21 protein-coding genes are annotated in these 18,239 nt (G+C 36.9%); 8 read left to right on the top strand and 13 right to left on the bottom strand.

The features are described from left to right. Window positions 1–3 precede the first annotated feature (3 nt). Window positions 4–1,209 (bottom strand): exonuclease SbcCD subunit D, encoded by a 1,206-nt coding sequence (locus SFA27_RS19725; protein ID WP_407294403.1) that lies wholly within the window; start codon window positions 1,207–1,209, stop codon window positions 4–6. A gap of 42 nt (window positions 1,210–1,251) precedes the next feature. After that, the gene (locus tag SFA27_RS19720; RefSeq protein ID WP_407294401.1) at window positions 1,252–1,404 is read right to left on the bottom strand and encodes a hypothetical protein; all 153 of its coding nucleotides are present in this window, start codon (window positions 1,402–1,404) and stop codon (window positions 1,252–1,254) included. Between the two features lie 121 nt (window positions 1,405–1,525). Between SFA27_RS19720 and SFA27_RS19715 the strand changes: the two genes are divergently transcribed. Both SFA27_RS19715 and SFA27_RS19710 read left to right on the top strand, forming a co-directional pair. After that, entirely contained in the window at window positions 1,526–1,774 is a 249-nt protein-coding gene (locus SFA27_RS19715) for a VF530 family protein (protein ID WP_047377710.1), read from the top strand. A gap of 146 nt (window positions 1,775–1,920) precedes the next feature. Then, the gene (locus tag SFA27_RS19710) at window positions 1,921–2,421 is read left to right on the top strand and encodes a peptidylprolyl isomerase (protein ID WP_407294399.1); all 501 of its coding nucleotides are present in this window, start codon (window positions 1,921–1,923) and stop codon (window positions 2,419–2,421) included. Window positions 2,422–2,626: 205 nt separating this feature from the next. Here the strand turns inward: SFA27_RS19710 and SFA27_RS19705 are convergent, their stop codons facing one another. Both SFA27_RS19705 and SFA27_RS19700 read right to left on the bottom strand, forming a co-directional pair. After that, window positions 2,627–3,004 carry a YchJ family protein gene (locus SFA27_RS19705; protein WP_264519187.1) on the bottom strand — a complete coding sequence of 126 codons (378 nt, stop codon included), beginning with the start codon at window positions 3,002–3,004 and terminating at the stop codon, window positions 2,627–2,629. A gap of 171 nt (window positions 3,005–3,175) precedes the next feature. Beyond that, window positions 3,176–5,317 (bottom strand): M3 family metallopeptidase, encoded by a 2,142-nt coding sequence (locus SFA27_RS19700; RefSeq protein ID WP_047377713.1) that lies wholly within the window; start codon window positions 5,315–5,317, stop codon window positions 3,176–3,178. A gap of 257 nt (window positions 5,318–5,574) precedes the next feature. On the opposite strand from SFA27_RS19700, the gene SFA27_RS19695 reads away from it, so the two are divergent. Continuing rightward, on the top strand, window positions 5,575–6,402 hold the full coding sequence (locus tag SFA27_RS19695; protein ID WP_047377714.1) for a GIN domain-containing protein: 828 nt from the start codon (window positions 5,575–5,577) through the stop codon (window positions 6,400–6,402). Between the two features lies 1 nt (window position 6,403). Here SFA27_RS19695 and SFA27_RS19690 read toward each other — a convergent pair whose 3' ends face one another. From SFA27_RS19690 to SFA27_RS19670, 5 genes are all read right to left on the bottom strand, one after another. Then, window positions 6,404–8,293 carry a monovalent cation:proton antiporter-2 (CPA2) family protein gene (locus SFA27_RS19690; RefSeq protein ID WP_407294396.1) on the bottom strand — a complete coding sequence of 630 codons (1,890 nt, stop codon included), beginning with the start codon at window positions 8,291–8,293 and terminating at the stop codon, window positions 6,404–6,406. Window positions 8,294–8,296: 3 nt separating this feature from the next. Next, window positions 8,297–8,818 carry an NAD(P)H-dependent oxidoreductase gene (locus SFA27_RS19685; RefSeq protein WP_034693331.1) on the bottom strand — a complete coding sequence of 174 codons (522 nt, stop codon included), beginning with the start codon at window positions 8,816–8,818 and terminating at the stop codon, window positions 8,297–8,299. A gap of 196 nt (window positions 8,819–9,014) precedes the next feature. Further along, window positions 9,015–9,830, bottom strand: coding sequence for a TPM domain-containing protein (locus SFA27_RS19680; protein ID WP_407294393.1), 816 nt, complete (start codon window positions 9,828–9,830; stop codon window positions 9,015–9,017). Further along, complete coding sequence (locus SFA27_RS19675; RefSeq protein ID WP_185097844.1) at window positions 9,811–10,239, bottom strand: TPM domain-containing protein; 429 nt, start codon at window positions 10,237–10,239, stop codon at window positions 9,811–9,813. Before SFA27_RS19675 ends, SFA27_RS19680 begins: the two co-directional genes overlap by 20 nt. A gap of 3 nt (window positions 10,240–10,242) precedes the next feature. After that, the gene (locus SFA27_RS19670; protein WP_047377718.1) at window positions 10,243–10,848 is read right to left on the bottom strand and encodes a LemA family protein; all 606 of its coding nucleotides are present in this window, start codon (window positions 10,846–10,848) and stop codon (window positions 10,243–10,245) included. A gap of 73 nt (window positions 10,849–10,921) precedes the next feature. Here SFA27_RS19670 and SFA27_RS19665 point away from each other — a divergent pair, with 73 nt between their 5' ends. Together SFA27_RS19665 and SFA27_RS19660 are read left to right on the top strand one after the other, a co-directional pair. Then, window positions 10,922–11,419, top strand: a complete 498-nt coding sequence (locus SFA27_RS19665) for a dihydrofolate reductase (protein WP_047377719.1) — start codon at window positions 10,922–10,924, stop codon at window positions 11,417–11,419. Window positions 11,420–11,567: 148 nt separating this feature from the next. Continuing rightward, window positions 11,568–12,137: a DUF2892 domain-containing protein gene (locus SFA27_RS19660; RefSeq protein ID WP_149388540.1), complete on the top strand. Its 570-nt coding sequence runs from the start codon at window positions 11,568–11,570 to the stop codon at window positions 12,135–12,137. Window positions 12,138–12,202: 65 nt separating this feature from the next. Here the strand turns inward: SFA27_RS19660 and SFA27_RS19655 are convergent, their stop codons facing one another. From SFA27_RS19655 to SFA27_RS19640, 4 genes are all read right to left on the bottom strand, one after another. Continuing rightward, window positions 12,203–12,835 carry a trimeric intracellular cation channel family protein gene (locus tag SFA27_RS19655; RefSeq protein ID WP_047377721.1) on the bottom strand — a complete coding sequence of 211 codons (633 nt, stop codon included), beginning with the start codon at window positions 12,833–12,835 and terminating at the stop codon, window positions 12,203–12,205. Between the two features lie 183 nt (window positions 12,836–13,018). After that, the gene (locus SFA27_RS19650; protein WP_407294390.1) at window positions 13,019–13,267 is read right to left on the bottom strand and encodes a four helix bundle protein; all 249 of its coding nucleotides are present in this window, start codon (window positions 13,265–13,267) and stop codon (window positions 13,019–13,021) included. Between the two features lie 22 nt (window positions 13,268–13,289). Then, complete coding sequence (coaD, locus tag SFA27_RS19645; protein WP_047098871.1) at window positions 13,290–13,754, bottom strand: pantetheine-phosphate adenylyltransferase; 465 nt, start codon at window positions 13,752–13,754, stop codon at window positions 13,290–13,292. A 92-nt stretch (window positions 13,755–13,846) separates the two neighbouring features. Continuing rightward, window positions 13,847–14,830: a D-alanine--D-alanine ligase gene (locus SFA27_RS19640; RefSeq protein WP_047377875.1), complete on the bottom strand. Its 984-nt coding sequence runs from the start codon at window positions 14,828–14,830 to the stop codon at window positions 13,847–13,849. A 156-nt stretch (window positions 14,831–14,986) separates the two neighbouring features. Between SFA27_RS19640 and SFA27_RS19635 the strand changes: the two genes are divergently transcribed. The 3 genes from SFA27_RS19635 to SFA27_RS19625 all read left to right on the top strand — a co-directional run bounded on the left by SFA27_RS19635 (window position 14,987) and on the right by SFA27_RS19625 (window position 18,227). Next, on the top strand, window positions 14,987–16,078 hold the full coding sequence (locus tag SFA27_RS19635; protein WP_407294387.1) for a PASTA domain-containing protein: 1,092 nt from the start codon (window positions 14,987–14,989) through the stop codon (window positions 16,076–16,078). Window positions 16,079–16,151: 73 nt separating this feature from the next. After that, window positions 16,152–17,225, top strand: coding sequence for an RluA family pseudouridine synthase (locus tag SFA27_RS19630; RefSeq protein WP_047377724.1), 1,074 nt, complete (start codon window positions 16,152–16,154; stop codon window positions 17,223–17,225). A gap of 51 nt (window positions 17,226–17,276) precedes the next feature. Continuing rightward, complete coding sequence (locus SFA27_RS19625; protein ID WP_047377725.1) at window positions 17,277–18,227, top strand: PorP/SprF family type IX secretion system membrane protein; 951 nt, start codon at window positions 17,277–17,279, stop codon at window positions 18,225–18,227. The last annotated feature ends 12 nt before the right edge of the window (window positions 18,228–18,239 follow it).

Below are 18,239 nucleotides of genomic sequence, written 5' to 3'. Positions count from 1 at the left end.
GGCTTATGCATTTAAAATTTCGTTAAACAAATTCATCAGTTCTTCATTGGCTTCCTGCCCGCCGTTTTTAGATTTAAAATAATCCTTAAATAAGATATCAATATCCTGACTTAAATTAATTTCATGGGTTTGATTTTCTCCCAATTCCAGATTTCTGACTTTGGGAATAAGATGAACAATTCCGGTATGAGACTGGTAAATTAATCTTCTTTCATCAGCTGTTAAAAAAGTCTCACTTTCCAGAGTAAGCTCAATAAAGGTATTCGGATTTTCACCGAGCCATTGAACTGTATCTTCGATGGAAGTAAATGTTTTTCTGACTAAAGTTCTTCCGCTTTTCAGTGCTTTTTTCTCGTAAGAAACTGCTTTTCCCGGTTCTGCATCAATAATAGAAACGTACTTCGTCTGTCCGGCTTCACTAAAACTGTAACAAAGGGGAGAAGATGAATAAATAACAGGTTTTTCCTTCGTTCCGATATTCTGAAAAGCATGGAGATGACCCAGTGCTGTATACTGAATCTGCTCAGGAATACTGTCCGAAAAAATCAGATCTGCATTTCCGATTTTAATAGGTTTTTCTCCTTCCGGTTCTTCCAGAATTTCTTCACCTCTTTTATTCATATACAAATGAGCGGTCAGAAGATTCACTCCGGAATCATCACAAAACAGATCAGCAAGATTTTTCCATGTCTGAGAAAGAACTTTGTTGATTTCTTCCTCTTTATTTTCGCCAAAATATTCCTTTAGACGGATCTCATTAGCGAAAGGGGTGTGAAGAATTCTTACAGGGAAATCAATACCTTCAATTTTAAGTTCTATAAAACCCTCCTTAGATTTGGTAATATTGAAATATTCTGTACCAAAGAGAGTGATTTCAGCTTTAGGATGACCTATTAAAATAATTCCACATTCCTTTGCTAAAGGATCGGGAGCATTGATTAGGCTGGGAGAGTCATGATTTCCTGAAATAGCAATTACAGGACGCTTTCCGTTCAGAGATAAACGTTTTAATGTTTTATAAAAAAGTTCAACGGCTTCTACACTTGGATTAAAATTATCAAAAAGATCACCTGCAACGAGAATAAGATCTGCATGTTCCTCGTCGGCAATGCCTATAATCTCTTCCATTACCAGAATTTGCTCTTCCAGTCGTGAAAAGCGGTCCAGCCTTTTTCCCAAATGCCAGTCGGCTGTATGCAGAATTTTCATAAATTTATTATTGTTTAAAGTAAGTTGAGTAATCAACGATTTCTATGGTTGATTATCAGATTCTTTTGCTTTGAAATCTTCCAGAATTTGTTTTAAACGTGTTTTCCTTTCTGCCTCAGCATTTTGTATTTTACGCTTTTTCTGGTCAATTTTCTTTTTATTTTTTTTCCTGTTTGCATCGTTATTTTTGCTCATATCTTTGTACAGAATAATTTTATGGGTAAGAAATAGCTTCTTCAAAAATAAGAAACAAAAAGAGAAGAAGTGTGGTGGATTTCCGTATAAACTTATAATAAATTAATTTTGTAAAAAAAAGATGGAACAACAGTCCAAAGATCCTTTACATGGAAAAAGACTGGATGCTATCCTTGAAGAACTTGTAGAATACTATAAAGGCTTCGAAGGACTAGGCGAACAGATCAATATAAAATGTTTTACAGACAATCCAAGCATCAACTCTTCTCTGAAGTTTTTAAGAAAAACACCCTGGGCAAGAACAAAAGTGGAAAGCCTGTATCTCTTTATGCTGAGACAGAAAAAAAGAGAGGAGAGTAGAAAAAAATAAAGACTGTAAAAAGAAGATATATTTTTCGTATGCCTTTCATAGCTTCCTTCTTCCGTCCTCCAGCTTCCAAGCTCATTGAATCATTTCAAAAAATAGTATATTTGTAACATTAATCGTGAAACGCAATCACGAAAAAAATAAAAAATATGACAATCGAAAACAATCACGTTGTAGCTGTACGTTACATTCTTCACACTATCGAAGCGGACGGAACTAAAGTCCTTGTAGAAGAAACAACAGCAGAAAATCCACTTACATTTTTGTATGGTGTAGGAATGATGATTCCAAAGTTTGAAGAAAATATCTTAGGTTTGAAAGCTGGTGATAAAGCTGATTTTACTATTCAACCTGAAGAAGCTTACGGTGAAAGACAGGCGGATGCTATCGCACAATTGCCGATTGAGATGTTTAAAGAATCAGGAACTCCACCGGTTGGAGCTATTTTACCTTTGTCTGATAACCAGGGGAATAATTTCCAGGCTTTTGTGGTAGAAGTAACACCAGAAGTAGTAATAGCAGATCTTAACCATCCAATGGCAGGAAAAGTTTTAGATTTCCAGGTGGAAGTTCTAAACACTCGCCCGGCAACAGAAGAAGAGTTGGCTCATGGTCATGCTCACGGAATTGACGGAAACGAAGCTCACTAAAAAATAATATAAATGTCCGTTTTTTCGGACATTTTTTAGATAAAAAAATAAGCCACGGATAATTCTGTGGCTTATTTTTATTTATAAGGTTACAATAGTTATTGAATGCTTGGCATTCCCCTCTTCCGGAGGGTAGCAAAAATTCAAAGAAATTTTTGACGGGGTGGTTTTATACACAAAGCATTACATTTTCTATATCCGTTTATTAATCTAAAAATTCTCCTGAAACATAATACCAGCGTTCATGCATTTTCTGGAAAAGAGAAAACTCATGATGAATTTGCGGATGACCATCCTGATCTGTATAATAAGCTTTAAACTCTACGTGATTTAAAGTGGGAGTCCGGATGATTTCCAGTTTTGTCCATTGATTGATTTCTCCCCACTCCTGAAGGTCTTTCTTGTTGTGGTATTTTCTTTTTCCCGGAAGGGTAGTCTCCATCAGATATTCACCATTCGGAATAGCAAAAGCAGAGAACCTTGAACGCATCAGAGCTTCAGCTGTAGGAGCATGTTTTTCTCCGGTATGATAAGGTTTGCAGCATTCTTCGTAGGATTTTCCTGAACAGCATGGACAGTTCATATATTGTATTTTAAATTTTGAACTGCAAAAATAGTAAAATTCAATAGGAACAGGCTATAATCCTGAGTGGAGACGAAGGAAGCCCGTTAAAAAATGAACAAAGAAAAATCCATCGGCCTTAGCCAAAACATAAAAAAGAAGCATTCTGATTAAAGAATGCTTCCCATTGATTTATTTAATAAAACCTCTGTTTCTTAATAAAGGTTTGATATCCGGGTCGTGTCCTGTAAAGTCTCTGAATGCCTGATTCAGGTCTACAGAATTTCCTACGGAAAGGATGTATTTTCTGAAACGGTCACCATTTTCTCTGGTTAATCCACCATTTTTACTGATCCATTCCCATGCATCATTATCCAATGTTTCAGACCATAAATAAGCATAGTATCCTGCAGAATAACCACCTCCCCAAATGTGTGCAAAATAAGGAGTGTGATATCTTGGTGGAACCGTTGCTAAATTAAACCCATGGCTGGCTAGAGACTGCTTTTCAAAATCCAGAACTGGAATAAACTGGCTGTCGTTGCTTACTGTATGCCAATCCATATCAAGCTCGGCGGCAGAAACCAATTCAGTAGTCATGTATCCCTGATTGAAGGTAGATGCTTTTTTGATCTTGTCTACCAAAGCCTGTGGAATAGGTTGCTTAGTCTCATAGTGTACTGCATAATTCTTCAGAACCACAGGATCTAAAGCCCAGTGCTCATTGATCTGAGACGGGAATTCTACAAAATCTCTTGGTACATTTGTTCCTGAAAGAGAAGGATATTTCTGGCTGGCAAACATCCCGTGAATAGAGTGGCCAAATTCATGGAAGATGGTTGAAACATCATCATAACTGATTAATGAAGGTTTGCCAGGAGCCGGTTTCTGGTAGTTGTAGCAGTTAACGATTACAGGTTTTGTTCCTAATAAATAAGACTGCTCAACAAAATTACTCATCCATGCTCCACCGTTTTTAGAATCTCTGGTATAGAAATCTAAATAGTAAATCGCGATAGATTTTCCATCATGATCAAAAACTTCATACGTTACAACATCTGGATGGTAAACAGGAAGGTCCGTTCTCTTTTTGAAAGTCAGTCCGTAGAATTTTTCGGCAGCGAAAAAAACACCTTTTTCAAGAACTGTTGTGATTTCAAAGTAAGGTTTTATTTCACTTTCATCAAGATCAAATTTAGCTTTTCTTACCTGTTCAGCATAGAAGTTCCAGTCCCAAGGCTCTACTTTGAAACCTCCTTTTTGCTGATCGATAAGATCCTGGATATCTTTGGCCTCACGTCTGGCTGTTTCCACTGCCGGAGTTGCAATCTGGTTCATCAGATTAGTAGCGGCCTCAGGTGTTTTTGCCATTTGGTCTTGAAGTTTCCATTCAGCAAAGTTTTTCTTTCCTAAAATCTGAGCTTTTTTCAATCTCAGTTTAGCCAGTTTTTCAATGGTTGATCTCGTATCGTTGGCATCTCCTTTTTCAGCTCTTGTCCATGAAGCTTTGAACAGCTTTTCTCTGGTAGCTCTGTTTTTTAAGTTTTGAAGAAGAGGCTGCTGTGTTGTATTTTGTAAAGCCAGAAGGTATTTTCCGGGCTGTCCTGCCGTTTTAGCATCAGCTGCTGCCGCTGCAATTTCATCAGCAGAAAGTCCGTCCAGTTCTTTTGCATCAGAGAAAAATACACCTCCCTGTTTTCTTGCTTCCAATAATTTATTGGAATACTGTGTAGAAAGGGAAGCCAGTTCCTGATTAAGTTGCTTTAATTTTTCTTTATCAGCTGCAGAAAGATTAGCTCCTGCGATTTCAAAATTCTGCTTATAATATTGTACTAGTCTTTTGCTTTCAGAATCAAGACCATCTTCTTTGATGGCTTGTATTCTTTTATAAAGATTTTCATTCAGGTACAGTTTATCAGAATGTGCAGCAAAAATAGGTGCATATTCTTCATCCAAAGCCTGCAAAGTAGGGTTTGTGTTCGCACTTGTAAGATTAGAGAATACAATTTGTGCTCTTCTTAATACTTCACCACTTTTTTCCAGTGCCACGATTGTATTTTCAAAAGTAGGGGCAGCCGGATTGTTGGCAATTTTTACAATTTCAGCTTCGTGCTGCTTCAAACCATATTCAAAAGCAGGTTTGAAGTGCTCATTTTTGATTTTGTCAAACTCCGGAGCTTCGTACTGAAGCTTGCTTTTCTTCATAAAAGGGTTTGAAGATAAAGAGGGATCAGGTGCAGGAAGCTCCTGTTGAATATCGGTCTGTTTCATTGTAGTACAAGATTGATTGAACGCCAAGGCAGAAATTAATAATACCGATGAAATATTCTTCATAAATATAGTTGTTATTAAAGCATAAAGATATTAAAAACTTGTATCATAGAATCTATTTTGGGAGATGTATTTACTGAAACAGTTTTGTGAGTGATTTTAAAATGAATAAGTTAAGCATTGTGGGGGTATCAGGTTCTTTCTGAAAAATCTGGATTGCAGACAATTGCAGTATTTTTAAATGTAATGTAATATTTTTTATAAATTAGTTGTTATTTAATTAAAGAAATCAAAAAAAATAATTAACAAAAGAAATAAGCATGAAAACAAGGACTTTATTTATTTTTTCAGCCTTAGCGGCATTAGCCTCATGTAATGATAAACATGAGAACAGAAACAGAGATAGAGATGGAGACAGAAGTAACTGGGTAGAGAAAGTGGTGACCAAAGAAAGCGGCCCGATACAGCATAAAGAATTTAACGGAGATTTTGATGAAATTCAGGTTTCCCAGGCGATAGAAGCTGAAATTATAAAATCTGAAACAGAAAAAGTGGAAATATCAGCACCTCAAAGTATCATCAATGAAATTCTTGTAGATAATGATGGCGGAAAGTTGCATATTCATTATAAACCTGGTATCAGAGTAATGAATATCAGTAAAGTGACTGCAAAAATTTATACAAAAGATTTTAATAAACTTCTTGCTGATTCAGCTGCGAGGATTATCATAAAAGATAAATTTACTCAGGAGAAAACAGATGTAGAAGCATCAAGTGCAGGAAGTATTTCCGGAGATCTGGAAGCTAATGATATGGATATCAATATAAGCAGCAGCAGTAGCTTCGATGGTAAAATATGGGCAGTAAACCTAGATATTGAATCTTCATCAGGATCCACTCTGGATATTTCCGGAAAAGCGAAAAAGGCTGATATCAGTGCATCTTCAGGCAGTAGTGTTTCTGCTAAAGGGGTTATCGCTGAGAATGTAGAAGCAGATGCTTCCAGCGGTGCAAGCATTCACATAAGTGCCGTTTCCAGTGTGAAGGCAGGTGCATCATCCGGTGGAAGTGTGGATATCTCTAAAAAAGGAGAGCTTAAGAATGTAAGCAAAGAAGAAAGCAGTGGCGGAAGTGTAAACATCCAATAAACTAATCCCGGGATTCTTCCTCATCTTCTTCATCGGCAGATGAAGAACCCTCCCAATTTTTATTATCAAAATTAAGATTATCATATGCTAATAAATCCTCCTCTCGCTGGAGGATTTCTTTTGTGGTAAACAGGGTAATATCTTCATCATTTTCTTTCATTTTTGCCAGTTTTCTGATGGATGCCTTATCAATAGCCATAAACCTTTGTCCCATACGCCTTGCTGCATATTTTCTCATTCCCGTTTCATGAAGTACATCAACAGCCATATCCACTGCTGTTCCTAATGTTTCACGGTAAATATGATTAACTCCGTTGTTAAGATAATCATACGCATCAATCCTGTTTTTTGCCCTCACAAAAATTTTCACCTCAGGATAATGTTCACGTACCAATTCTGCAATAAATTTATTATCATCCGGATCATCCAGACACAAAACCAAAATTTCAGCATCTTCAATTCCGGCAGCTCTTAAAATAGGAATTCTGGTAGCATCACCATAATAAACTTTAAATCCATAGCTTCTGAGCAGTTTTACACGGTCAGAATCACGATCTAACACAGTAGCTGATATTTTATTGGCCTTTAAAAGACGTCCCACTGTACTTCCAAAGTGCCCAAAACCTACAATAATGATCTTCTTTTGAACAACATCACTGTCGAGAATATTATAATCATGTTCTTCTTCCGGAATTTCTTTGATGAATTTTGGCGTAATAAACTTCTCATTAATGATCAAAAGAATTGGAGTGATACACATAGTGATTGCAGTAACAGCCATCATTTGAGCATTCATTTCGGGTCCTAAAAGATAAAGATCCGATGCATAATTAAGCAGTACAAATGCAAATTCTCCCACCTGAGACAGAGCAAATGCATAAAAAAAACTTTGAGGAGTATCTATCCTGAAAAACTTTCCAATAGTGTATAGAACAATAAATTTTACAGCCAGTACAGCAAAAACAGTACTGAAAATAAATAATGGATCTTTCTGAATAACATTGAAATTGATAGTTGATCCTACACTAACGAAGAAAACGGCTAACAGCAGTCCTTTGAATGGATCGATCTGTGCTTCCAGCTCATGCCGGAATTCACTGTTGGCGAGCATTACACCTGCAAGGAAAGCTCCTAATGCGGGAGAAAGACCAATAACAACCATCAGTTCCGAAACCCCGATAACAAGGAATAGGGAAGAGGCTGTCAACAGTTCTGTCATTCCCGATTTTGAAACATAGCGCAGAAAAGGAACAAAGACATATCTGCCTAATAAAATAAGCAGGACAACTCCGAAAATTACAGTCCCGGCCTGAAGCCACTCCGGTAGTTTCTGGATCAGAATCTGAATTTCATTATCATGGTGCTTGGCTTTATAGTTCGCTACAATAGGCAGTATTGCCAAAATAGGGATTACCGAAATATCCTGAAACAGTAAGGTCGAGAATGAGGCTTCTCCTGCTGTGGTTTTGAGATTATTCTTTTCTTGCAATGTCTGCAGAACAATTGCCGTTGAAGATAATGCAAAACACATGGCAATAGTAATTGCTTTGTCTACCCTCCAGCCTACACTGATGAATATTAAGAAAAGTAATAAAATAGTGAGTGCCATCTGAGAAAGTCCTAAACCCATTATTTTCTTTCGCATTTCCCAGAATTTTCGGGGCTCGAGTTCCAGTCCTACCAGAAATAACAACATGATGACCCCAAACTCGCTGGCATGCATGATGTCATTGACATTGTTTCCAGTAAGTTTAAGTACGTAAGGTCCTATAATAATTCCCCCTAAAATATAGCCGATTACAGAACTTAACCCCAGTTTCCTGGCTAATGGAACCATAATAATAGCTACACCCAGGAAAATTAATGTGTTCATCGCTAAGCTGGATTCCATAGATTATTGATTGAGGAGTTCTGTAAATTCTTTTTTATGTAGGATAATTTCTTTTTTAGACAGCTTGTTGGCTTCGTATACGATCTTGATATGCTTGATATCTGCTTTGAAAACCTTTAAAGAAACAATGAGTCCGCTGATCAGCTCATCTATGGTGTATTGATAGGTGCCGGTTTTGCTGAATGATCTTTCTTTTCCGCCGGTGGTTACCAGGATATAGACTTCTTTTCCTTCCAGGGGATTGTGCTCACCTTCTTTCAGCCAGTCTCTGTCGAAAACTTCATCAATCCATAATCTGAGAAGGGGAGGCATTCCAAACCATATCAGGGGAAACTGGAAAACAAAGCGTTCGTAATTTTTAAGGCGCTTTCTTTCCCGGAAAGCTGCAATATGAAAGTCAGGATATTCTTCGTAAAGATCTCTTAGGGTATAATGCTGGTGGCGAACGTAGAAATTGATGAGCTCTACATTCGAATTGGAGTGCTCCAGATAAGGGTGTGCAAATACTACCAGCGTCTTCTTCATAATCCTGTTTTCAGTAAATATAGTGAAAAATATTGAATAAAAGTTGGGTTTTTGGTGCTTTTGTTAATTTTTTAATATGAAAAGATCAATTTAACATTAAGAAAAGTTAAAGAATCTGTGTTATTTTAGGTTTTTAAATAAAAAATCAGGTCGTGATGACCTGATCTGTTATATATTTGAAAAATGATTGACTGATTTACCATCCGCCGGATGCACCACCGCCTCCAAAACTTCCGCCACCGCCAAAGCCACCGAATCCGCCACCACCGCCGCCGGAACTTCCACCGCCAAAGCCGCCGCCTCCAAAGCTGCCAGGGAATGGGAAGAAACCACCGGGATAATTTCTACGTCCTCTTCTTGTAATGATCACATCATCATCATCATCATTATTTCCACCACGTCCACCTCCTCTGTTACCGAAAAGTATGGCAATAATGATGAAAATAATAAAAGCGATAATAAGAACTTTAAAAGCGCTCCCGTTACCGGAAGGAGCCGTTGTCGCTACAGGTTTGAATTTTCCCTGAACAGCCTCCATAATGGCGGAAGTTCCCCCATTAATTCCATCGTACCAAAGCCCTTTCTTAAAGTTAGGCGTTACAATATAATCTAAAATCTGTCCTGCTACTGAAGCGGTAAGGTATTGTTCTACAGCACGTCCTTGCTGGATAGACATTGTTCTGTCTTCTGTTGCGATAAGGAAAACGACACCGTTGTCCACCCCTTTTTTTCCGATTTTCCATTTCTGGCCAAACATGGTCGCCAGAAAGTTGATATCCTCTCCTTTGGTAGAGCGGATGATCACTACTTCAATTTCCGTTGAGGTAGTATCTGCAAACTTGATCAGTTTATTATTAAGGGCATCTTTTTCCTGCTGAGAAAGCAGATTGGCTTCATCAAAAACAGGATAAAGAACGGCAGGTTTTTCGGGAATAGTATACTGTGCTGATACAAAAGTGTAAAAGCAAAGCAATAAAAATGAAAATACTATTTTAAGAGAACGTAATTTCATTTGAGAGTTGGTTTGGATTTTCTCCTTCTACAGGAAAATGTTTTTTGAGTTCAAGTCCTGTTTCCAGGATAGCACTTTTCAGTGCCTGGTAATAATGTCCTTTGGCAAATTCAGCAGTAATATAGTCGTGAAGGTGATCCCAGTAAGACTGTTTTACCTTTTCATGGATTCCGATATCTCCAATAATGGTTAAATATTTTTGTTCGAAATTGACATGAAAAAGAACAGCATTCCTTTCAGCAGTTTTGTCCATATCGAGTTTTTTGAAAACCTCAAACGCCGTCTTGGCATCACGGCTATCCGTATTGGAATCAATATGTACCCTGATCTCTCCCGTAGAATGATCTTCCGCAGACTGAATCGCTTCCACTAGGGAAGCGATCTGTTGATTTGTTAGGAAATTACCCATTATTTATTTGAATACTTCAGGGGCTTTCTGAGCTCCTGCGTCAGCTTTGAAATAAGGTTTTTCTTTAAAGTTGGTGAAATTCGCCAGAATATTATTTGGGAAAGTCTTGATAGAGGTGTTGTAATCCTGTGCAGCTTCGTTGTAATAAACAGTTTCTGTTCTGATGCTGTTTTCAATAGCGGTATATTCTCTTTGGAAGTTGATATACTGCTGGTCTGCTTTTAAATTAGGATAAGACTCTACTACGGCCATCAATCGGCTCAATGCTCCGGATAGTTCACCCTGTGCTGCCTGAAACTTAGCAATGTCAGCCTCAGTCATGTTTGTAGGGTCAATGTTGATAGAAGTAGCTTTAGAACGTGCTTCCACAACCTGCGTTAAAGTTTCCTGTTCAAATTTTGAATATGATTTTACAGTTCTTTCCAGGTTAGGAATAAGGTTCGCTCTTTTCTGATATACAGTCTCTACGTTTGACCATTTTGTGTTGACTGTCTGTTCTTTGGTTACGAAATTATTATATCCGCTTTTTCCCCAGAAGAATAGAACAGCAACAATGATAAGTAGGGCAATACCAATTGTTCCGGCGCCCAAACATCCTTTATTTTTCATAGTTTATTTTTTTAAATTTTTTGTGCTAACCAAATATACAAATTATGTGCTAATTTTGTAAAAAATTATTTGAATGACAACAATAGTGGTGGCAATGGGAGAGAAAAATGAAATTGGTTTTGATAATCAGTTGCTTTGGCATCTTCCTAAAGATTTAAAACATTTTAAAGATATTACTTCAGGGCATCCGATTATAATGGGAAGAAAAACATATGAAAGTATTGGGAAACCTCTTCCGAATCGTACCAATATTGTTGTGTCAAGAAAAAAAGACTGGTTTGAGGAAGGAATCCTTATTGTAGGAAGCATTAAGGAAGCATTGAAGTTTGCTAAAAAGATTGATGAAGAAGTTTTTGTTATCGGTGGAGGAAATATTTATGAGCAGACTATGGATGTAGTAGATAAACTGGAGGTTACTTTAGTGAAAGCAGATCTTGAAGCAGATACATTCTTTCCGAAAATAGATCCGAAAATCTGGAAAAAAACAAACGAAATCTGTCATGATAAAGATGAAAAGAACGGCTATGATTTCTGCTTCCAGACGTTTGAAAAAATTAAAAAAGAAGCATAAATGTCAATAGTGAATTTTTGCTTCGCAAAGTGAATAGTGAATTTCTCACAGGTACAAAATTAACAAGCGTAGCGAATTGACCATTCACCACTGACTTTTTGAACTTTAAGCTCTAAATTTATTATCTTTGCACTTCTAAAATTTAATAATGAATAAATACATAAAAATTGCAATAGCGGCACTTCTTATCCTGGCAGGACTTTATCTGATGATTTTCACAAGAAATCTTGGATGGGGTATTGTTGTTTTTCTTTTAGCTGCAATCCCGATCTTATTATTCTTTAAAAATGAATATATCCTATTGGCATTCTGGCAACTAAGAAAACAAAATATGGAAAAAGCCGGCGAGTGGTTGTCTAAAATAACTGATTACAAAGGACAGCTTCATAAAACCCAATATGGATATTTTCACTATTTACTAGGACTAACACAAGCTCAGGATCACCCGGCAAAAGTAGAACCTTTCATGAAGAAAGCTTTGGAATATGGTTTGAATATGAAACATGACAGAGCGATGGCTACTTTAAATCTTGCAGCAGCAGCTATTTCTAAAGGAAGAAAACAGGAAGGGCAGAAATTACTGGAAGAAGCCAAAAGATTAGACAGCGCTGGAATGATGACGGATCAGATCAAAATGATGAAAGATCAGCTGAAGATGCCAACCATGCAGAAGCATATGCACAATCCTAATATGAGAAACAGAGGGAAATTCTTCTAATCAGAAAAAAATAAGATAAAAAGCACCTGAAAAAGGTGCTTTTTTTATATCTGTGAAAATATATTTTACATTTCTGAGTTCTGATCATAACCATAAAATTTAGGCATCTGCCAATGGTATTTGACAGCAAATGTTCGGATGGCAACAATCAGTATAATGGTAAAAACCTGTACAAAAGTATAAGAAAGCGGAGTGTATTTGGTCATCAGGAGAAATGCCGCTCCTCCCACAATACATGCTGTAGCATAAATTTCCTTTCTGAATATCAAAGGAATCCTGTTGAGCAATATATCCCGGATAATCCCTCCGAAACAGCCTGTTATGGTTCCTAATGCAATACAGATCATAGGATGTATACCCGCATTTAGACCTTTCTGAACTCCGATAATAGTAAATAATCCAAGACCAAAGCTGTCGAAGATAAACAAGGTTACTTTAAAGTTTTTCTCAAGAGATTTGAATATCATCGAAAAAATGCTGGTCACCAGGATCAGGGTACACATCAGAATATCATGCATCCAGAATACAGGAATATCAAGCAAAAGATCTCTTACAGTTCCACCTCCCACAGAAGTTACAAATGCAATAATAAGCACTCCGAACGGATCAAGCCGTTTCTGCATGGCTGCAAAACTTCCAGACATGGAAAAAGCAATGGTCCCCAGGACTTCTATGGCAAAATTGAACTGTTCGTGCATATCTATTATAAGTATGAATGATAAGTAATGAGCAATGAATAATAAAAATTATGCCATTTAAATTTGAGAAAGTTTAAACTTATATTTAGTCATAACCTTTACAAGTTCTTCACATTCTGCTTTTAAATGTAAAATTTTTTCCGGATTTAAATATTCTAATTCTTCAATAATTTCAAGCCAAAGTTAAGTTTCATCAATTTCTTCGACTACTATGCACATTTTAGCGAATTTTTCTTTCTCTGATCTGGCCCGGGATACCGCTCTGTAATTGGCTGCTACAGAAGTGGCTGATCGGATAATTTGTTTCCTTATTATTGAAATATCGTCCGAATAGGGTAATGAAGAAAGTGTTTTAATGATAGCAATAGAAAAGGTTTTTGTTCTTTCTCTGAAAATCTGGTTAAAATCTATCCTATCAAAATTATTCATCATTTATTGCTCATTACTTATATATTTATCTCTCCACTCTCACCGAGTCAGGAACCATCAGTTCATACTCACCGCCGTGGGTGATAATTTCCCTTACGATGCTGCTGCTGATGAAAGATTTCCCTGAAGAGGTCAGTAAAAATACTGTTTCCAGTTTTTTGTGGGCTAAAGTTCTGTTGGTATGAGCTATCGCTTTTTCAAATTCAAAATCGGCAGGGTTTCTTAACCCTCTGATAATGTATTGGGCATTTTTTTCAAAACAGTAGTCTACCGTTAAGCCTTCAAATGAATCTACTTCCACATTGGGAAATTCTGCTACGGAATTCTGGATAAATTCCATTCTTTTTTCAAGAGGGAACATATATTTCTTTTGAGAATTCTGCCCTATGGCGATGATTAATTTATCAAATAGCGGGGCTGCTCTTTCTATAATATCGTAATGTCCTAGTGTAATCGGGTCAAATGACCCTGGGAAAACAGCAATTTTCATGTTGTACGAGTTATGATTTTGAATTGTAAATTATCCGTTAAAAGCCATGGATTTTGTATCTAACTTCTAACCTCTAATTTCTAACTTCTATATTATTTATTAAGGGCTTTTTCAACTTCATTTCCACAAAGATCCATAATAGAAATTCCATAGTGTTTTGCCTGTTGTGGAAGAATACTTGCAGGAGAGAATCCCGGATTGGTATTCATTTCAAGCATATAAGGAATTCCATTCATTAAAATATATTCACTTCTTGAAAAACCGCTCATTCCTAATGAATTGTATGCTCTTTTAGCAATTTCTTCCACTCTTTTTGTGGTTTCGTCATCAATTCTTGCTGGGGTAATTTCTTCAGAAGCACCTTCATATTTGGCTTCATAATCGAAAAATTCATTGGTAGGAACAATTTCTGTAATTCCCAGAACGATAGTTTCTCCTTTAAAATCAATAACTCCCACAGAAACTTCCATTCCATCTAAGAAACTTTCAATCAGAATTTCATTATCTTCTTTGAATGCAATTTCAGTAGCGGCAATCAGTTCAGATTTTTCTTTTACTTTAGAGATTCCCAGAGAAGATCCGGATTGGTTGGGTTTTACAAATAACGGAAGATTTAATTCTGATACAATCTCATCTACATTGATTTCTTCCCCTTTTCTTAAATAGATGCTTTTCGCGGAAGGAATTCCATACTTTGATAATACGGCAAGAGTATCTTTTTTATTGAAAGTAAGAGCACTCTGGTAAAAATCACACCCTGTATATTTTTGACCTATTGCATCCCAGTATGCCTGAAGAATTCCGTTTTCTCCCGGAGTTCCATGGATGATATTGAAGCAGGCATCAAACTTTAAGGTTTCTCCATTATCTAATGTTACAGAAAAATCCCCCCTGTTGATCTCGTATTTTTTATCATTTTCTCCTAAAAAATACCATTCATCTTTAAGGACTACTACTTTATATACATCATAGAGATTTCTGTCTAAAGAATCATAAATCAATTGTCCGCTTTTTAAAGAAACGACATATTCATCAGAATAGCCTCCCATTACTACGGCAACACTTTTTTTGTTCATAACCATATAGTATCAATTAAGGCAAATTTAAACATTTTATGTAATGCAATATGGGAAATCGGCAAATTTTAAGATCAAAAATGAATTGTGTTAAATAAAAAGTCCATTCTAAAATTATTAGCTATATTTGCGGTTATAATTAAAGTATTTTTAAGTATGCTTAAATCACTTTTCAATTGGAAAGTTTTACTGAATTTAGTAATAGCCATCGGTGTTTTTGCAGGGTTGGTATGGCTCACATTTCGCTGGTTGGAACACCATACAAATCATGGTCAGGAAATACCTGTTCCTAATATTGTTAATAAATCTATACATGACGCTGTTAAAATTTTAGATGATACAGGATTGGAATATGAAGTAGACAGTGCCAACTATAATCCTAAATACAGACCCTTCCAGGTTCTTCAGGTTTATCCTGCACCGGGTTCCCGTGTAAAGGACGGAAGAACAGTACACCTTACAGTAAACCCGAGAACATGGGCTCCGATTGCCGTTCCGGATGTTATCAATAAATATTCAGGGCTGGCATTCCAGAGACTGGATCAGGTGGGTCTTAAAATTGGAGATACCATTTATGAACCGAGTATTCAGAAGGATGCCCTTTTAAGAATTTTATATAAAGGAAATGCTGTAAATCCAGGGGCACGTTTACCTAGATTCTCAGTTATTGATGTAGTAGTAGGATCAGGACCTATGAGAAATATTTCTATTCCAAATGTAGTAGGGCTTACGGTAAAAGAAGCCAGAGCTGTCATTACTAAAAGTATGTTTGAAGTTGGATTGGTAGAGCATGAAGATGGAAGCACAGACGAATCGGATATTATTTATTATCAGGATCCTGCTTCAGGGGATGTTCGTGACCAGGGAATGCAGATTGACCTTTGGGCCAGTAAGAAAACTCCGGCAGAATTAAGAGCAAAAATAGAGCAGCTGAATTCTATTTACCGTATGAAGGTGGATACTTCACTTCCTCCGGTACGATATGAAGAAGTACATAATGAGCCAAGTTATGATGCGCCCGTAGTCCCTGCTCCGGTACCTAGAAGAGAAACTCCAAAACCAGAAGTGCCAAAAACTGAGACTCCTAAGACTCAGACAACGATTTCTAAACCTGCAGCTTCAGGAACAGAGAAGCCTAAAACTTCTACTGCTGCCCCTGCTACAGGACACACAGCTAAACCAGCTGCTTCCACAACGACACAACAGCCTGTTCAAAAGCCAAAAGCTAAGAAGGTAGTCGTAGAATAAGATCAGATTAATATCAAAAATACAGGCTTCAACTGCAAAATGTTGAGGCCTTTTGTGTAAAAAATATAAAACAATGTCAGAAGATAACGAAGATTTTTTAGATGAAGAATTATTAGATTCCAACAGTATTGAAAACATCGATATTGACGAGGAAAATAAGGGATTGTATGAACATCTTAATATCACTGTTGACAGCAAACAGGAGCCATTAAGAATTGATAAGTTCCTTTTGATCTACAGACAGAATTCTTCAAGGAATAAAATTTCACAAACCTGCAGAGCAGGAAACGTTGTAGTGAACGGTACTCCGGTGAAACAGAATTACCGTGTGAAACCGGGAGATCAGATTTCGGTACTGCTTACCCATCCTCCAAGAGAGAATGTCATTATTCCGCAGGATATCCCTGTAAATATTATTTATGAAGATGATGATCTTGTGGTAGTGGATAAAGAAGCCGGAATGGTGGTACACCCGGGATTCGGAAACTGGGACGGAACATTGGTGAATGCGCTGGCTTTCCATTTTGAAAAGAATGGAGCAAAGTCTGATCTTGATAGAGTAGGGCTTGTTCACAGGATTGATAAAGATACATCCGGACTGCTGGTGATCGCCAAGAATGAGTATGCGTTGAGCTTTCTGGCAAAACAATTCTTCAACAGAACAACCAAAAGACTGTACTGGGCTTTTGTATGGGGAAACCCTCAGGATGAAGAAGGTACAATCAGAGGCCATATCGGAAGACATCCTAAAAACAGAATGCAGATGTCTGTTTATGAAGATGGCAGCCAGGGGAAACACGCTGTAACCCATTATAAAGTCCTTGAAAGATTCAAATACATGACATGGGTAGAATGTAAACTTGAAACGGGAAGAACCCATCAGATCAGGGCGCATTTCAGACATATTGGTCATACTTTGTTTAATGATGAAAGATATGAAGGACACACTCCTTTAAGAGGGGTAAATCTTCCTAAATACAAACAATTTATTAAAAATGTTTTTGAAATTTTACCAAGACATGCCCTTCATGCCCATACCCTCGGATTTATACACCCAACGACTAAAAAGGAATTATATTTTGAGAGCCCAATGCCCAAAGATATGGCGGATGCTGTAAAAAAATGGAGAAATTATTTGGAAAACTAAAAATATATTGAGAATTTTTTTATATTTGTTGAATTGAAATCAAGATTTGTTATGAGAAAACTATATGCTATCGTATGTTTAGCTCTTTTGTCAAATGCATACAAAGCACAAGAATCACTACCATACTATCAGCAATATCTTTTGGATGGTGAGTTCCTGTTCAACCCAGCTCAATACGGAAAAACAGATTACGTACAGCTCAACGCCAATTATCAACAACAATTTTCAAAGTTCAACAATTCTCCGAATGTACAGTCAATCGGGATTAATGCGAATATCTTTGATAGAGTAGGTGCTGGTATTTCCGTATTCAGAGATAGTAATGGACCTATTTCTGCAGGGGGAATCACAGCTGGTGCTTCATATTTTATTCCTCTAAGTAGTGAAGGAGATAGAAAAGACCAGTTCTCTTTCGGTACAAGTGTTAACTTCTATAACATGAACTTTGATTATTCTAAAATTAATACTGAAGAAGGAGGCGACCCATTGTTGAGAGGTGAAGAAAGTAATATCTTCATGGTGTATGCAAACTTCGGTTTGGCTGCTACCTACAGAGGGTTATTCGGGGGTGTTTCCGTAAATGATATCGCATTAAGTAATGATGCTTCTATCGTAAACAACTACGAGCCTTCTCCAATTAAATTCTTCTTAAACTTAGGATATAACTGGAATATTGCTGATAATATTACAATTGCACCCTCAGCATTGATCAACCTTAATACAAACTCAACGAGAATGATAGACTGGAACCTTATGGCTACATTCTCTAACGATATCAATGCATTCTCTTTCGGGGTAAGCTACAGAACGGTTCAGAACAGATTTGATAATCAGAACCTGAGTATCTCTCCAATTGTAAAAGTGAGATTCAACAAATTTATGATCGGAGCAACTTATAACCTTGGAATATCTGATATCCAGAGCTATGGTGGAAACAGCTTCATGATTGGTCTTGGTTATAACTTTGACAACTTTATTAATGCTAGAGGATTTAGATACTAATTAATTTAATTT

Source organism: Chryseobacterium sp. HR92, from assembly GCF_045689405.1.
GTDB lineage: Bacteria > Bacteroidota > Bacteroidia > Flavobacteriales > Weeksellaceae > Chryseobacterium > Chryseobacterium viscerum_A.
The sequence above is the reverse complement of the archived record's forward strand: the minus strand, read 5'-3'. Positions and strand labels throughout refer to the sequence as shown.

Bases quoted from the DNA above. Each gene is read 5' to 3' on its own strand.
- SFA27_RS19725 (WP_407294403.1), bottom strand. From the start codon at position 1,209: ATGAAAATTCTGCATACAGCCGACTGGCATTTGGGAAAAAGGCTGGAC.
- SFA27_RS19720 (WP_407294401.1), bottom strand. From the start codon at position 1,404: ATGAGCAAAAATAACGATGCAAACAGGAAAAAAAATAAAAAGAAAATT.
- SFA27_RS19715 (WP_047377710.1), top strand. From the start codon at position 1,526: ATGGAACAACAGTCCAAAGATCCTTTACATGGAAAAAGACTGGATGCT.
- SFA27_RS19710 (WP_407294399.1), top strand. From the start codon at position 1,921: ATGACAATCGAAAACAATCACGTTGTAGCTGTACGTTACATTCTTCAC.
- SFA27_RS19705 (WP_264519187.1), bottom strand. From the start codon at position 3,004: ATGAACTGTCCATGCTGTTCAGGAAAATCCTACGAAGAATGCTGCAAA.
- SFA27_RS19700 (WP_047377713.1), bottom strand. From the start codon at position 5,317: ATGAAGAATATTTCATCGGTATTATTAATTTCTGCCTTGGCGTTCAAT.
- SFA27_RS19695 (WP_047377714.1), top strand. From the start codon at position 5,575: ATGAAAACAAGGACTTTATTTATTTTTTCAGCCTTAGCGGCATTAGCC.
- SFA27_RS19690 (WP_407294396.1), bottom strand. From the start codon at position 8,293: ATGGAATCCAGCTTAGCGATGAACACATTAATTTTCCTGGGTGTAGCT.
- SFA27_RS19685 (WP_034693331.1), bottom strand. From the start codon at position 8,818: ATGAAGAAGACGCTGGTAGTATTTGCACACCCTTATCTGGAGCACTCC.
- SFA27_RS19680 (WP_407294393.1), bottom strand. From the start codon at position 9,830: ATGAAATTACGTTCTCTTAAAATAGTATTTTCATTTTTATTGCTTTGC.
- SFA27_RS19675 (WP_185097844.1), bottom strand. From the start codon at position 10,239: ATGGGTAATTTCCTAACAAATCAACAGATCGCTTCCCTAGTGGAAGCG.
- SFA27_RS19670 (WP_047377718.1), bottom strand. From the start codon at position 10,848: ATGAAAAATAAAGGATGTTTGGGCGCCGGAACAATTGGTATTGCCCTA.
- SFA27_RS19665 (WP_047377719.1), top strand. From the start codon at position 10,922: ATGACAACAATAGTGGTGGCAATGGGAGAGAAAAATGAAATTGGTTTT.
- SFA27_RS19660 (WP_149388540.1), top strand. From the start codon at position 11,568: ATGAATAAATACATAAAAATTGCAATAGCGGCACTTCTTATCCTGGCA.
- SFA27_RS19655 (WP_047377721.1), bottom strand. From the start codon at position 12,835: ATGCACGAACAGTTCAATTTTGCCATAGAAGTCCTGGGGACCATTGCT.
- SFA27_RS19650 (WP_407294390.1), bottom strand. From the start codon at position 13,267: ATGATGAATAATTTTGATAGGATAGATTTTAACCAGATTTTCAGAGAA.
- coaD (WP_047098871.1), bottom strand. From the start codon at position 13,754: ATGAAAATTGCTGTTTTCCCAGGGTCATTTGACCCGATTACACTAGGA.
- SFA27_RS19640 (WP_047377875.1), bottom strand. From the start codon at position 14,830: ATGAACAAAAAAAGTGTTGCCGTAGTAATGGGAGGCTATTCTGATGAA.
- SFA27_RS19635 (WP_407294387.1), top strand. From the start codon at position 14,987: ATGCTTAAATCACTTTTCAATTGGAAAGTTTTACTGAATTTAGTAATA.
- SFA27_RS19630 (WP_047377724.1), top strand. From the start codon at position 16,152: ATGTCAGAAGATAACGAAGATTTTTTAGATGAAGAATTATTAGATTCC.
- SFA27_RS19625 (WP_047377725.1), top strand. From the start codon at position 17,277: ATGAGAAAACTATATGCTATCGTATGTTTAGCTCTTTTGTCAAATGCA.